Source organism: Amycolatopsis sp. w19, from assembly GCF_051373225.1.
Taxonomy (GTDB): domain Bacteria; phylum Actinomycetota; class Actinomycetes; order Mycobacteriales; family Pseudonocardiaceae; genus Amycolatopsis; species Amycolatopsis japonica.
This window is the reverse complement of sequence record NZ_JBPQFM010000018.1, coordinates 56,696-70,380: the sequence shown is the minus strand read 5'-3', so window position 1 is coordinate 70,380 and position 13,685 is coordinate 56,696. Positions and strand designations below refer to the sequence as shown.

At 68.1% G+C, this 13,685-nt stretch carries 14 protein-coding genes; 10 read left to right on the top strand and 4 right to left on the bottom strand.

Annotated features, from left to right (window positions below):
* Position 1: 1 nt before the first annotated feature.
* The 6 genes from ACSMFO_RS29440 (at position 2) to ACSMFO_RS29415 (ending at position 6,073) form a co-directional block, all read left to right on the top strand.
* A complete protein-coding gene (locus tag ACSMFO_RS29440) occupies positions 2 to 994 on the top strand; it encodes an alpha-ketoacid dehydrogenase subunit beta (RefSeq protein ID WP_350572843.1) in 993 nt (330 codons plus the stop codon).
* Between the two features lie 16 nt (positions 995 to 1,010).
* The gene (locus ACSMFO_RS29435) at positions 1,011 to 2,345 is read left to right on the top strand and encodes a dihydrolipoamide acetyltransferase family protein (protein WP_436461271.1); all 1,335 of its coding nucleotides are present in this window, start codon (positions 1,011 to 1,013) and stop codon (positions 2,343 to 2,345) included.
* A 149-nt stretch (positions 2,346 to 2,494) separates the two neighbouring features.
* Positions 2,495 to 3,073, top strand: a complete 579-nt coding sequence (locus ACSMFO_RS29430; protein WP_436461341.1) for a TetR/AcrR family transcriptional regulator — start codon at positions 2,495 to 2,497, stop codon at positions 3,071 to 3,073.
* Positions 3,074 to 3,099: 26 nt separating this feature from the next.
* The gene (locus ACSMFO_RS29425; RefSeq protein WP_436461340.1) at positions 3,100 to 5,043 is read left to right on the top strand and encodes an ABC transporter ATP-binding protein; all 1,944 of its coding nucleotides are present in this window, start codon (positions 3,100 to 3,102) and stop codon (positions 5,041 to 5,043) included.
* 2 nt (positions 5,044 to 5,045) lie between these two features.
* Positions 5,046 to 5,546 carry a DNA topology modulation protein FlaR gene (locus ACSMFO_RS29420; RefSeq protein WP_436461270.1) on the top strand — a complete coding sequence of 167 codons (501 nt, stop codon included), beginning with the start codon at positions 5,046 to 5,048 and terminating at the stop codon, positions 5,544 to 5,546.
* A 44-nt stretch (positions 5,547 to 5,590) separates the two neighbouring features.
* Positions 5,591 to 6,073: an FxsA family protein gene (locus ACSMFO_RS29415; protein WP_436461269.1), complete on the top strand. Its 483-nt coding sequence runs from the start codon at positions 5,591 to 5,593 to the stop codon at positions 6,071 to 6,073.
* A 69-nt stretch (positions 6,074 to 6,142) separates the two neighbouring features.
* Here the strand turns inward: ACSMFO_RS29415 and ACSMFO_RS29410 are convergent, their stop codons facing one another.
* Together ACSMFO_RS29410 and ACSMFO_RS29405 are read right to left on the bottom strand one after the other, a co-directional pair.
* On the bottom strand, positions 6,143 to 6,733 hold the full coding sequence (locus tag ACSMFO_RS29410) for an SCP2 sterol-binding domain-containing protein (RefSeq protein WP_350572840.1): 591 nt from the start codon (positions 6,731 to 6,733) through the stop codon (positions 6,143 to 6,145).
* 86 nt (positions 6,734 to 6,819) lie between these two features.
* A complete protein-coding gene (locus tag ACSMFO_RS29405) occupies positions 6,820 to 7,455 on the bottom strand; it encodes an SCP2 sterol-binding domain-containing protein (protein WP_072029445.1) in 636 nt (211 codons plus the stop codon).
* A 128-nt stretch (positions 7,456 to 7,583) separates the two neighbouring features.
* On the opposite strand from ACSMFO_RS29405, the gene ACSMFO_RS29400 reads away from it, so the two are divergent.
* Positions 7,584 to 8,249 (top strand): TetR/AcrR family transcriptional regulator, encoded by a 666-nt coding sequence (locus ACSMFO_RS29400; RefSeq protein WP_007032385.1) that lies wholly within the window; start codon positions 7,584 to 7,586, stop codon positions 8,247 to 8,249.
* On the opposite strand, the gene ACSMFO_RS29395 is transcribed toward ACSMFO_RS29400, so the two are convergent.
* Both ACSMFO_RS29395 and ACSMFO_RS29390 read right to left on the bottom strand, forming a co-directional pair.
* Positions 8,232 to 9,077, bottom strand: a complete 846-nt coding sequence (locus ACSMFO_RS29395; RefSeq protein WP_436461268.1) for a MaoC family dehydratase — start codon at positions 9,075 to 9,077, stop codon at positions 8,232 to 8,234. The two genes, ACSMFO_RS29400 and ACSMFO_RS29395, sit on opposite strands and share 18 nt — an antisense overlap.
* A 2-nt stretch (positions 9,078 to 9,079) precedes the next feature.
* Positions 9,080 to 10,414: a 3-oxoacyl-ACP reductase gene (locus tag ACSMFO_RS29390; protein WP_436461267.1), complete on the bottom strand. Its 1,335-nt coding sequence runs from the start codon at positions 10,412 to 10,414 to the stop codon at positions 9,080 to 9,082.
* A gap of 92 nt (positions 10,415 to 10,506) precedes the next feature.
* Between ACSMFO_RS29390 and ACSMFO_RS29385 the strand changes: the two genes are divergently transcribed.
* From ACSMFO_RS29385 to ACSMFO_RS29375, 3 genes are all read left to right on the top strand, one after another.
* Positions 10,507 to 11,796: an acetyl-CoA C-acetyltransferase gene (locus ACSMFO_RS29385; protein WP_436461266.1), complete on the top strand. Its 1,290-nt coding sequence runs from the start codon at positions 10,507 to 10,509 to the stop codon at positions 11,794 to 11,796.
* A 68-nt stretch (positions 11,797 to 11,864) separates the two neighbouring features.
* On the top strand, positions 11,865 to 12,818 hold the full coding sequence (locus ACSMFO_RS29380; RefSeq protein ID WP_038521766.1) for a daunorubicin resistance protein DrrA family ABC transporter ATP-binding protein: 954 nt from the start codon (positions 11,865 to 11,867) through the stop codon (positions 12,816 to 12,818).
* The gene (locus ACSMFO_RS29375; RefSeq protein ID WP_037334316.1) at positions 12,815 to 13,618 is read left to right on the top strand and encodes an ABC transporter permease; all 804 of its coding nucleotides are present in this window, start codon (positions 12,815 to 12,817) and stop codon (positions 13,616 to 13,618) included. Before ACSMFO_RS29380 ends, ACSMFO_RS29375 begins: the two co-directional genes overlap by 4 nt.
* Positions 13,619 to 13,685 lie beyond the last annotated feature (67 nt).

Here is a 13,685-nt window from a genome sequence, read left to right as displayed (position 1 = left end):
AATGGCCGACCTCCAGAAACTCACCATCGGCAAGGCGATCAACCTCGGCCTCCGGCGCGCCATGGAAGAGGACCCGAAGGTCCTGATCATGGGTGAAGACGTCGGCAAGCTCGGTGGCGTCTTCCGCATCACCGACGGACTGCAGAAGGACTTCGGCGAGCAGCGCGTGCTGGACACGCCGCTCGCGGAATCGGGCATCATCGGCACCGCGGTCGGCCTCGCCGTCCGCGGTTTCCGCCCCGTCTGCGAGATCCAGTTCGAGGGCTTCATCTTCCCGGGCTTCGACCAGATCTCCAGCCAGGTCGCCAAACTGCACTACCGGACGCAGGGCAAGATCAAGATGCCCATCGTGATCCGGGTGCCGTTCGGTGGCGGCATCGGCGCGGTCGAGCACCACTCGGAGTCGCCGGAGTCGCTGTTCGCGCACATCCCCGGCCTCAAGGTCGTTTCGGTTTCGAACGCCGTCGACGCCTACTGGGGCATCCAGCAGGCGATCAAGTCCGACGACCCGATCCTGTTCTTCGAGCCGAAGAAGCTGTACCACTCGGGCGCGATGAAGTCCGAGGTCGACACCGACACCACGCCGGACCCGCTGTTCAAGTCCCGCGTGGTCCGCGAAGGCACGACGGCCACCGTCGTCGCGTACGGCCCGTCGGTGAAGGTCGCGCTCGACGCGGCGACCGCCGCCGAGGACGAGGGCAAGTCGCTGGAGGTCATCGACCTGCGGACGCTCTCCCCGCTCGACCTGGAGCCGGTTTTCGAGTCGGTGCGCAAGACCGGACGGCTCATCGCGCTGAGCGAGGCGCCGTCGGAATCGTCGCTGACCTCGGAGATCGCCGCGCGCGTGCAGCAGGAATGCTTCTACTCGCTGGAAGCCCCCGTGCTCCGGGTGACCGGATTCGACACGCCGTACCCGCCCGCCAAACTCGAGGAGCACTACCTCCCCGACCTGGACCGGGTTCTGCACACCGTCGACCGTTCGCTCGCCTGGTAAGGGGGAAATCGCCGAAATGCCCGAGTACAAACAATTCCCCCTGGCCGACACGGCGGAGGGGCTGACCGAGGCCGACATCATCGCCTGGCAGGTCAAGCCGGGTGACACCGTGACGGTGAACCAGATCGTCGTCGAGGTCGAGACCGCCAAGGCCGCCGTCGAACTGCCCATCCCGTGGGCGGGCGTGGTCACCGAACTGCTCGTCGAGCCGGGCCAGACGGTGGAGGTCGGCGCGCCGATCCTCACCATCGACGTCGACCCCGGCGGCAAGGCGGCCCCGGCACCCGCCGCCGCTCCCGCGGCTGAAGAGCCGGCGGAAGAGGAGATGAAGCCGCTGGTCGGCTACGGCTCCAAGGCCGTCGTGACGCAGCGCCGGGCTCGGAAGGGTGCTGCTCCCGCTGCTCCGGTGGCCGCGGCTCCCGCTCCCGTCGCGCCTGCCGCGCCTGCGGCGGCTTCGAAGCCGAAGGGCGGGTACGTGCCGCTGGCGAAGCCGCCGGTGCGCAAGCTCGCCAAGGATCTCGGCGTCGATCTGCACGCGCTCACCGGCACCGCCGACGGCGGCGTCATCACGCGTGACGACGTGCACGCGGCCGCCAACGGTTCGGCCGCACCGACTGCTGTGTCCACTGTGGATAGTGGCTACGACCCCGCGACGCGGGAACGCCGCGTCGCGATCAAGGGCGTCCGCAAGGCCACCGCCGCCGCGATGGTACAGAGCGCCTACACCGCCCCGCATGTCACGGAGTTCCTGACCATCGACGTCACGCCGATGATGGAATTCCGGGAGAAACTGAAGAAGTCGCGCGAGTTCGCCGGGGTCAAGGTCACTCCGCTGACCTTCGCGGCGAAGGCCGTCTGCCTGGCGGCCAAGCGCACTCCGGACGTCAACGCGGTGTGGGACGAGGCGGCACAGGAGATCGTCTACAAGGACTACGTGCACCTCGGGATCGCCGCGGCCACCCCGCGCGGGCTCGTCGTGCCCAAGGTCCGTGACGCGGATTCGATGTCCCTCAAGGAACTCGCGATCGCGCTCACCGAGCTGACCGACGTCGCCCGCGAGGGCAAGACCACCCCGGCGGCCATGCTCGGCGGCACGATCACCATCACCAACGTCGGCGTCTTCGGCGTCGACACCGGTACGCCGATCATCAACCCCGGCGAGTCCGCGATCCTGTGCCTCGGCGCGATCAAGGACACCCCGTGGGTGGTCGACGGCGAGATCAAGGTGCGCAAGGTGCTCCAGCTTTCGCTGAGCTTCGACCACCGTGTGGTCGACGGGCAGCAGGGTTCGGAGTTCCTGGCCGACGTCGGCGCCCTGCTGGCCGACCCGGCGGTCGCGATCACCTACTGACGTTTCGCGCGTGAAGGCCTCCTTCCCTCGGCTCAGTCGAGGGAAGGAGGCCTTCACGCGCTTCGAGGCTTATTCGCTTGACGGAGTGAGCGCTCACTCCGCACACTGGACGCATGACAGAAACCACCGCCCGGCGGAGAGCGCCGGGGATGAGTGCCGACGAGCGGCGCCGGATGATCGTCCAGTCCGTGCTGCCCTTGCTGGTGGAGCACGGCGCCGGTGTCACGTCGAGCCAGATCGCGCGCGCCGCGGGCATCGGCGAAGGCACCGTCTTCCGCGTGTTCAAGGACAAGGACGAACTGTTCGCCACCTGCTTCGCCGAAGCGCTGAAGCCCGACCAGGTCCTCGACGCGATCGCGGTCATCGACCTCGAACAGCCCCTCGACGACAGGCTCATCGAGGCGGCCGACGCGCTCAGCGCGCACCTCCAGCGCATGGGCGCGCTCATGGCGGTCATGCACGGTTCCGGCAAGCGGCCGGAGCATCGCCATGACGGCCGCGGTGAACGCCGTGACCGGCGCAAGGAGTCGATGAGCGTCATGCGCGACGCCATGGCCGAGCTGTTCGAACCGGAGAAGGACCGGCTGCGCCTGCCGCCGTCGCAGTCCGCGGCGCTGTTCCTGTCGCTGCTGTTCAGCGGCCGGATCCGGTTCAGCGAGACCGGGGACGAGCCCACCACGATGGAGCTCGTCGACGTGTTCCTCAACGGCGCCTTGGCGGCCGCGTGATCGGCCCGCCCGGTGGGGGAGGCGGCCTGGAGCTGTTCATGGCCCGCGGCGGCAGGCGCCGTCGTCCGCCGTCGACGGTGCCCGACAGCGGGCTGACCGGCCCGGTCGACATCCCGGAGCCCGAACCCGAAGCCGTCCCGAAAGACCTGAAGTCCCGGCTCAACCGGATGTGGGTCAACGTCGCGGGCACGGTCCGCGGTCTGCCGAAGGTCGCGAAGCTGACCTGGCAGGCGAGCCCGGTGCTGACCATCGTGATCACCCTGGTGACGCTGCTTTCCGGTCTCCTCCCGACGGCGACCGCATACATCGCGAAACTGCTGATCGACTCGGTGGTCGCGGCGATCCAGGGACACGGGACGAAGAGCGCGATCGTCGGTGTCGCCCTCTTCCAGTTCGGCATCCTCGTGCTCACCGCGGTTTCGCAGGCGCTGACCACCTACGGGCAATCATTGCTGCAAGAACGCATGACGCTGACCATCCGCCACCAGGTGATGGACCACGCGAGCGAACTGCATCTTTCGTACTTCGAGGGTTCCGCGTCCTACGACATGTTGCGCCAGGCCTCGCAGGAGGCGCCGACGCGGCCGCTGTCGATGATGAACTCGGCGCTGGGCCTGATCCGGACGGTGATCACGTTCGGCAGCATGATCGCGCTGCTGGTCTCGGTCAGCCCGCTGCTGGCGCTCGTCGCGCTCGTGGCACCGATCCCCGCGTTCATCTCGCAGTCGAAGTACGGCGCCCGCGCGTTCTGGCTGACCGTGATGATGTCACCGCTGAAACGGCGGATGGACTATCTGAACTCCTTGGTCACCACGGACACCTACGCCAAGGAGACCAAGCTCTTCGGGCTCGGCCCGTACTTCGTCGACCGGTTCCAGCGGCTCGGCCAGGTCTTCTACGACCGTCAGCGGACACTGACCCGCAAGCGCAGCGTCAGCTCGACATCGTGGGGTCTGCTCAGCACGGCCGCCGGATCCGCGATCGCGTTGTACATCGCGCTGGAGGCCGTCGGCGGCAGGCTCACCCTCGGCGACCTCGCGCTGTACACGGCGGCCGCGGCGTCGGTGCAGACTTCCGTCCAAGGCCTGTTCACCGCGTTTTCCGGGATGTACGAGAACAATCTCTATCTCGACACGCTGTATCGCTTCCTCGGGACGAAACCGGAGATCGTCGCGCCGCCCCAGGCGCGTCCGCTTCCGTCCACTGTGGAGGGACACATCCGGTTCGAAGAAGTGTCCTTCACCTATCCAGGAGCGCCCGATCCCGCCCTCGACGGCGTGAGCTTCGAGATCCGGCCGGGTGAAACGGTCGCCGTCGTCGGCCGCAACGGAGCCGGGAAGTCGACGCTGTTCAAACTGCTTTGCCGGCTGTACGACCCGACGGGCGGGCGGATCCTGCTCGACGACGTCGACATCCGCGAATACGACCCGGTGGAATTGCGGCGACAGATCAGCGCGATGTTCCAGGATTTCGTGACCTACCAGGGCACCGCCGCCGAGAACATCGGGCTCGGCGACCTGACGCACCTCGTCGACCGCGAACGGATCGAGACGTCGGCGAAACGCGCCGGCGCCGACGAACGGATCGAACGCCTGCCCAGCGGGTACGACAGCCCGCTCGGTCGCTGGTTCGACCAGGGCGTCAGCCTGTCCGGCGGCGAATGGCAGAAGATCGCGCTGGCCAGGGCGTTCCTGCGGGAAGCGCCGATCCTGATCCTCGACGAACCGACGTCCGCGCTGGACGCCCAGGCCGAGCACGACCTCTTCTCGCGGCTACGGGAGCTTTCGGAGGGGCGCACGACGCTGTACATCTCGCACCGGTTCTCCACCGTGCGGCAGGCGGAGCGGATCCTGTTGCTGGAAAACGGAAAGGTCGCCGAATACGGGACACACGACGAGCTGATGGCGGCGGAGGCGGGCTACGCCGAGCTGTTCACCCTGCAGGCGGCCGCGTACCTCGACGAAGCTTGACCATGCGGCGCGTCATGGTCGTCGGCTGCAGCGGCGCCGGGAAGTCGACGTTCTCGCGACGGCTCGGCGCCGCACTCGGCCTGCCCGTCACTCACCTCGACCGGCTCTATTGGCAGCCGGGCTGGACACCGGCACCGGGCGCCGAGTTCCACGCCGCGCAACAGGAGGTCGTCGCGTCCGACGCCTGGGTGATCGACGGGAACTACGGGGCGTCGATGCATCTTCGCCTCCCGAGAGCGGACACGATCGTCTTCCTCGACTACCCGCGCCGCGTCTGCCTCCGGCGGGTGGTGATGCGGTGCCTGCGCGAATACGGCCAGGACAACCAGGCGCCCGGCTGCCCCGAAAGGCTGGATCTGGAGTTCTACTCCTACGTCTGGCGCTGGCCGAAGCACCACCGGGAGCGGACTGTGCGACGGCTGGCGGAGCGAGGCGCGCACGCACGGCGGGTCGTTCTGACCAGGCCACGCGAGGCGGAGGAGTTCCTTCGCCGGATCGGCTGACCGGGGGTTGGGAGCAAAACGGGCAAGCCGTACGTTGTCCAGGTATGGCTGTCGCGTTCCTGCTCTATGTCGTCGCCGAGATCGCCGCCGTGTGGGCGGTGGGCTCGGCCATTGGCGTGCTCGGCACGATCGCACTGCTCTTCGCCGGCGCGTTCGTCGGATCCTGGCTCGCGCGCCGTGAAGGCGGCCGCGCCTTCCGGGCGTTCGCCGAATCCGCGCGGCTCGGCCGTCCCGCCGACGCGGAGAAGGAACTCACCGACGGGATGCTGATCGGGCTCGGCGGTCTGCTGATCCTGCTGCCCGGTTTCGTCAGCGACGTCATCGGCCTGCTGCTCATCCTGCCGCCGACGCGGAGTGTCGCCCGCAAGGTGTGGCAGAAGCGGATGCAGCGCCGGGCGGTCAAGTTCGCGAACCGCGCCCGCGGGCCGGTGATGGTCGTGGACAGCGAGGTCGTGACGGACACGCCGCCCGCGGAGGCCGTCAAGAAGCAGCCGCCGGTGATCGAGGGCCGCATCGTCGAGGGCTGAAGGACGCTTTCCCTGCATCGCATGCGACGAAAGCGTCCTTCGCCGCGTCCCATGCGGCGAAGGACGCTTTCAGCCGCCGCTCGGCTTCGGGATGTCGAAGTACCCGCTGAACCGCACGGCCGGCGCGTACTCGCCCTTCACCTTCACCTTGCCCGTCACGAACATCGCCGCCACCGCCGCGTTGCCGGTCGCCATCCGGATGAAGTCGTCGACGGAAAGGGTGATCGTGGTGTCCGGAGTGCGCGCGAGATCCGTGCTCGAAACGCAGACGCCGTCTTCGATGACCGTTTGAAAACGATCGAAACCGTCTTCTCCGTCACCATCGGTGAAACGCCACGCGACGACGAAGTCCACATGTCGCGCGCGTTCGGGAACGAAATGGTCCGACATTCTGCGGAAAATCTCGTCGAGGAACGCCGAACGCAGTTCCGGGTGATCGGCGATCGCCTTGAGCTGCTCCCGTGACGCCCGTTGCACGACGTCGACGAGCACCTCGGTCTCGAGTGAGCTCAGCTCGATGCCCGCGCCAGTTTCGCCCAGCATGTGCAGGGTTTCCAGCACCTGCGTGAACTGCTCGGGGCTCAGTTTCGCGAGCTCGAGCTTCTCCGCGAACGCGTTGACGACGTGCTCGCCACCGGTGCGCGTCTTGTGCAGCCTCAACGGACGGGAAAGGCGTACCTTGTCCCGCCAGCGCCGGTTCTGGGAATTTCGGGGCACGGCACGGAAGTGTATCTGCTCGGCCGGGTTCAGGACGGTTTCGGAAGGTCGAAGAAACCGATGAGACCGGCCGCGAACGCCAGGTCACCTTTTACTTTGATCTTTCCGGTGACGAATAGCACAGCGGGCGTCGCCTGATGGGTGATGAGCCGGAAGAAGTCGACGGGCGCGATCGTGATCGTCACCCTCGGCTTCTCCTTCATGTCGCGACTGACCGTGCACTCACCGTGCGAAATCACCGTCTCGTAGCGGTCGTAACCGCCGTCGCCGGTGCCGCCGGACAGCCGCCAGTGGACGACGGCGTGCAGTGTCTTCGCGCGGTCCTGCCGGATGTGCGCGCCCATGCGGTCGAAGATCTCCCGCAGCACGCGCTCCCGGAGCGGCCGTTCGGCGACGACGCTCTCGAGTTGCGTGCGCGAGGCACGGGCGACGAGGTTCGCGAACCGGGCCGGGTCCACCTTGCGGAGGTCGAAGGCGGGCGCGGATTCCGCGAGCCGCCCCAGCGCGGTCAGCAGCCGCCGGACGTCGTCCTTGCCGAGGTCCTTCGGGTCGATGGCGCCCGCGACCTCGTTGACGTCGAGAGAGTGCGCTTCGGCCGAATCCGGCTCGATCCGTTCCAGCGCGTCGACCAGCGCGCGGCCGGTCAGCCCCACGATCTCGGTCATCATCCCTCCAGTTCCAGCTACCCGAGCGTAAGGCTACCCGCGAGTAGGTAGGCGGGCAAGCGTGCCGAAATCACCCATGCCGGTGGCAGCCCGGTAGCGTCTTACGCGAACTAATGGGAGGTCTTGAGTTGTCCGAGGAAGTGCCGCGTCCCGCCGAACGCGCCAAAAGGCTGCCGAGAGCGGTGCGGGAACGCCAGATCCTGGACGCAGCGGTCTCGGTGTTCTCGCGCTACGGCTATCACTCCGCGTCGATGGACGAGATCTCCGAGGTCGCCGGTGTGTCCAAGCCGATGATCTACACCTACCTCGGCTCCAAGGAAGACCTCTTCGGCGCGTGCATCCGCCGCGAAGCCACCCGCCTGCTGGAGGCGGTGCAGGACGGGATCAAACCCGATCTGCCGCCCGACATGCAGCTTTGGCACGGTCTGCGCGCGTTCTACCGCTTCGTCGCCGACTATCGTGAGTCCTGGACGGTGCTGCACCGCCAGGCCATGACCGTCGGCGGCGCCTTCGCCGCGGAGATCACCGACATGCGCACCCGCGCGATCGAGCTGGTCGCCGCGCTGGTCGTCTCCGCCGGCACCCGCAAGGGCCTCGGCGAGCAGGCCGAGTTCTCCGGCGCCGGGCTGTCCGCCGCGCTGGTCGGGGCGGCCGAGTCCCTGGCCGACTGGGCGCTCGACCACCCCGATGTCTCCGACGGCGTCCTCGCCTCGTGGCTGATGAACCTCGTCTGGCTCGGGTTCAACGACCTCGTCGAGGGCGAGATCTGGAAGCCGTCAGAGAGCGACGACTGACCCCTCCAGGTGCGGCTTCGGCTTGCGCGCGTTCCACAATTCGAAGGCCCAGCCCTCGCCTTCACTCCACGTGGTGAACGCCGCCTTCGCGGGCAACAGCACCGGCTGCTTGAACTTGACGTCGACGGTGAACGCCTCCGGAAGCCTGCCTTCGAACGCCGCGAGCGCGTGCGCCTTCGTCCACATGCCGTGCGCGATCGCGGCCGGGAACCCGAACGCCTTCGCGGTGATCGGGTGCAGGTGGATCGGGTTGCGGTCACCGGAGACCTCGGCGTAGCGGCGGCCGATGTCGCCGGGCACCTGCCAGATCGCGGTGGGCGAGGGCTGCGAGAGCTGACCGCGCGCGGTCTTCTCGCCACTGCCGCCACCGCGGCGCAGGTACGTGCTGACGTCCGTCCAAACAGGACTGTCGTTGACGAGCAGCTCGCTGACCACGTCGAACTGCTTGCCCTTTTCGTGTGGGCGCAGGTCCTCGGCGCGCACGCGCAGAGTGAACGACTCGTCGAGCCGCAGCGGCCGATGCTGGGTGATCCGGTTGTTGACGTGCACCATGCCCAGCAACGGGAACGGGAAGTCGTCCTCGGTCATCAGCGCCATCTGCAGCGGGAACGCGAGGATGTGCGGATACGTCACCGGGAGCACGTCGTCCAGACGGAATCCGCACACCTGGTTGTACGCGGCGAGGTGGGCCGGGTCGACGACGACGCCCTCGCGGACGAACTCGGTCGACGGCAGCGTGTTCCCGCCGCTCTTGCGCAGCGAGCCGAGCAACGCCTTGGGGTACAACGAAGACAGGCTCGGCGACTCGTGGAGTTCCTTGACCGCCATGTTCACGCCCCCAGCAGTGCCTGGCCGCAGACGCGGACCACGTTGCCGTTGACCGCGGCCGAAGCCGGGTTCGCGTACCAGGCGATCGTCTCGGCGACGTCGACCGGGAGCCCGCCCTGGCCGAGGCTGGACAGCCGCCGCCCGGCCTCGCGGATGAACAGCGGCACGGCGGCGGTCATCTTGGTCTCGATGAAACCGGGCGCGACGGCGTTGATCGTGCCGCCGTACTCGGCGAGCTTCGGCGCGCCATCGTTCACCATGCCGATGACGCCCGCCTTGCTGGTGGCGTAGTTGGTCTGGCCGACGTTGCCCGCGATACCGGCGATCGAGGAGACGCCGATGATGCGGCCGTTCTCATGCAGCACCTTGTCGGCCACGAGCTTCTCGTTCACCGCGAGCTGCGAGGCGAGGTTGACCGCGATGACCGAATCCCAGCCGCCTTCGGTCATGTTGCCCAGCGTCTTGTCGCGCGTGATGCCCGCGTTGTGCACGACGATGTCGACGCCGCCGTGGCGGGTGACGAGGTACTCGGCGAGCTTCTCCGGCGCGTCGGCGGCGGTGATGTCCAGCTGCAGCGCCGAGCCGCCGACCTTGTTGGCCACCTTCGACAGGTCCGCGCCCTGCGCGGGGATGTCGAGCGCGACGACGTGGGCGCCGTCGCGGCCCAGTACTTCGGCGATGGCGGCGCCGATACCGCGGGAAGCGCCGGTGACCAGGGCGACCTTGCCGTCCAGCGGCTTCGCCCAGTCGGACGGCGCGGAGGCGGTCTTGGTCTCGGTGCCGACGCGGATGACCTGGGCGTCGACGAAGGCGGACTTCGACGACAGCAGGAAGCGGAGCGTGGACTCAGCAGCCTCTTCGGCTCCTTCGGCGACGTACACGAGCTGAGCGGTCGCGCCGCGCTTCAGTTCCTTACCGACGGAACGGACGAAGCCTTCGAGCGCGCGCTGGGCGATCCGCTCGTTGCCTTCGGCCAGCTCCGGGGGCGTCCCGAGGACAACGACGCGGCCCGACGGCCCGACGCTCCGGATCACCGGGTGGAAGAAGTTGTAGACCTCGCGAAGCTGTTTCGGGTCTTTCACGCCTGTCGCGTCGAAGACGAGCGCGGCGTGCCTGTCCGTCGCGGCCGAGATGACCTCGATCCCCGCGCGGTGCAGCTGCGCCTCGATCACCTTTTCGAGGCGACCGCCCGGCGCGGCCCCCAGAAGTGCGGGACCCTCGAGAGCGGGCTGGCCGGGCTTGTACCGGCGGAGCGTCGCGGGGTTCGGCAGGCCGAGCTTCGGCACCACGAATTTCCCTACCGGGCTCTTCGTGAACTGCTGGTACCTGTCAGCCATTACGTGCCTCCCGTGCAGTTTGCGTCACGTCGCATTCTAACCTACTCGCTAGTAGGTTACAGTGTGAGAGAGCCTACGGAGGAGTGGAAAAAATGGCCACGAAAAGGACGGCACCCGTGCGCAAGGTCGCGATCATCGGCGGTAACCGGATCCCCTTCGCCCGCTCGAACGGTCCGTACGCGCAAGCGTCGAACCAGGACATGTTCACGGCCGCCCTCGACGGCCTGGTCAGCCGCTTCTCCCTGCAGGACGAGGTGATCGGCGAGGTCGCCGCCGGCGCGGTGCTCAAGCACGCCCGCGACTTCAACCTCGCCCGCGAAAGCGTCCTCGGCAGCAGGCTGAACCCCGCCACCCCGGCCTCCGACGTGCAGATGGCGTGCGGCACCGGCCTGCAGGCGATCATCAACGTCGCCAACAAGATCGCCCTCGGCCAGATCGACTCGGCCATCGCGGGCGGCGTCGACACCACGTCCGACGCGCCGCTGGCGGTCAACGACGACCTGCGCCAGATCCTCGTGCGGCTCAACGCCGCGAAGACGCTCCCCGACCGGCTGAAGCTGGCCGCGAAGCTGCGTCCCGGGCACATCGTCCCCGAGATCCCGCGCAACTCCGAGCCGCGCACCGGCCTGTCCATGGGCGAGCACGCCGCGCTGACCGCGAAGGTCTGGGAGATCACCCGCGAGGCGCAGGACGAGCTCGCCGCCACCAGCCACCAGCGGCTCGGCGCCGCGTACGACAAGGGCTTCTTCGACGATCTGGTCACGCCGTACCTCAAGCTGGCGCGTGACCAGAACCTGCGGCCGGACTCCAGCGTCGAGAAGCTCGCGAAGCTGAAGCCCGCCTTCGGTGGTCCTGACGGCACGATGACCGCGGGCAACTCGACGCCGCTGTCCGACGGCGCGTCGACCGTGCTGCTCGCGACCGAGCAGTGGGCGAAGGCGCGGAAGCTGCCGGTGCTGGCATACCTGACGTTCTCGCAGACCGCGGCCGTCGACTACGTCCACGGTGACGAAGGCCTGCTGATGGCGCCCGCGTACGCCGTCCCGCAGATGCTCACGCGTGCCGGACTCACTCTGCAGGACTTCGACTTCTACGAGATCCACGAGGCCTTCGCCTCGCAGGTGCTCGCCACCCTCAAGGCGTGGGAGGACCCGCAGTTCGCGAAGTCGAAGCTGGGTCTCGACGAACCTCTCGGCTCCATCGATCGGGCGAAGCTCAACGTGAACGGCTCTTCGCTCGCGGCCGGACACCCGTTCGCCGCGACCGGCGGCCGTATCGTCGCCACCCTCGCGAAACTGTTGAGCGAGAAGGGATCCGGCCGCGGACTCATCTCGATCTGCGCCGCGGGCGGCCAGGGCGTCACCGCGATCCTCGAAAAGTAGCGTTCGCCCGCAGCGGATCGGGGAAAAACCCGGGTGTCTTTGTCGGTGCCCGGGTCTAGCGTGTGCGCATGTTCGCAGTTCAGGCGAAAGCGCTGGTCAAAACCTACGGGTCCACCCGGGCGCTCGACGGGGTCGATCTGTCGATCCCGACGGGCAAGGTGCTGGGCCTGCTGGGGCCGAACGGCGCCGGCAAGACGACGACGGTCCGCATCCTGACCACCCTGCTCCGCCCGGATTCGGGCGAGGCGGAGGTGGCCGGGCATGACGTGCTGGCCCAGCCCGACGCCGTCCGGCGGTCGATCGGGCTGTCCGGGCAGTACGCCGCCGTGGACGAGAACCTCACCGGCTTCGAGAACCTGTACATGGTCGGCAGGCTGTACGGGAGCAAGAAGGCGGCCGCGAAGTCCAGGGCGCGTGAGCTGCTCGCCCGGTTCCGGCTGGAGGACGCGGCGGATCGCCCCGCCAAGACGTACTCCGGCGGTATGCGGCGGCGGCTCGACCTGGCGGGTGCGCTGGTCGCCGAGCCGACCGTGGTGATCCTCGACGAACCGACCACCGGGCTCGATCCGCGCGGCCGGATCGACACCTGGGAGGTCATCAAGGAGCTCGTCGCCGACGGCACCACCGTGCTGCTGACCACGCAGTACCTGGAGGAGGCCGATCAGCTCGCCGACTCGATCGTCGTGATCGACAAGGGGAAGGTCATCGCGCGCGGCACCGCCGACGAGCTGAAGCAGGAGATCGGCGGCGAGCGGCTGGAGCTCGTCGTGGCGAACACGAGCGATCTCGCCATGACCACGCAGGTGCTCACCGAGGTCGGCTCGGGCACCCCGACGGTCGACGAGCACACCCGCAAGGTCGACGTCCTGGTCGAGGGCGGGCCGAAGGCGCTGATCGAAGCACTGCGGCGGCTCGACGGCCACGGCGTCGCCGTCCAGGACGTCGCGCTCCACCGGCCGACGCTCGACGACGTCTTCCTTTCGCTGACAGGGCACGCCACGGACGAGGGGGAAAAGAAGTGAGCGCGGTCGCGAAGGCCTTTTCCGACGGTGGCGTGATCACCTGGCGGAACCTGAAGAACGTCCAGCGCAACCCGGACTGGCTGATGGCGGCGACGCTGCAGCCGATCATGTTCGTGCTGCTGTTCGCGTACGTCTTCGGGGACGCGATCGGCGGCGAGGCGGGCGGGCTCGCGTATCGGGAGTTCCTGATCGCCGGCATCTTCGCGCAGACGGTCGCGTTCAACTCGGCGTTCACCGTGATCGGGTTCGCGAACGACCTGCAGAAGGGCATCATCGACAGGTTCCGTTCGCTGCCGATCTCGCGGCTCGCGGTGATCTTCGGCCGGACGACGTCCGACCTGGTGATCAGCGTGGTCGCGCTGGTCGTGATGTCGCTGTGCGGGCTGCTGGTCGGCTGGCGGATCCGCGGCAGCTTCCTCGACGCCGTGCTCGGCTACCTGGTGATGCTGATGTTCGCCTGGGCGCTGTCCTGGGTCGGCGCCTGGATCGGGCTGGTCGCGCGCAGTGTCGAGGTGGCGCAGAGCGCCGGGCTGATGTGGATGTTCCCGTTGAGCTTCATCTCGACGGCGTTCGTCCCGGCGGACAAGCTGCCGGGCGTGCTCAAGGCCATCGCCGACTGGAACCCGTTCACCGCGGTGATCAACTCGGCCCGCGACCTGTTCGGGAACCGCTTCGGCGCGCCCCCGACGGGCTGGCCGGCCGAGCACGCGTCGCTGTACGCGATCCTGTGCTGCATCGCCATCATCGCGATCTTCGCGCCGCTGGCGACGGCCCAGTACAAGAAGGTCGCGAGCCGGTAGAAAAACTTCTGTGCACAAATGTCGAACCGCCGTCGAGCCGCTCGACGCGTCGGTGAAGGCGGGGTAG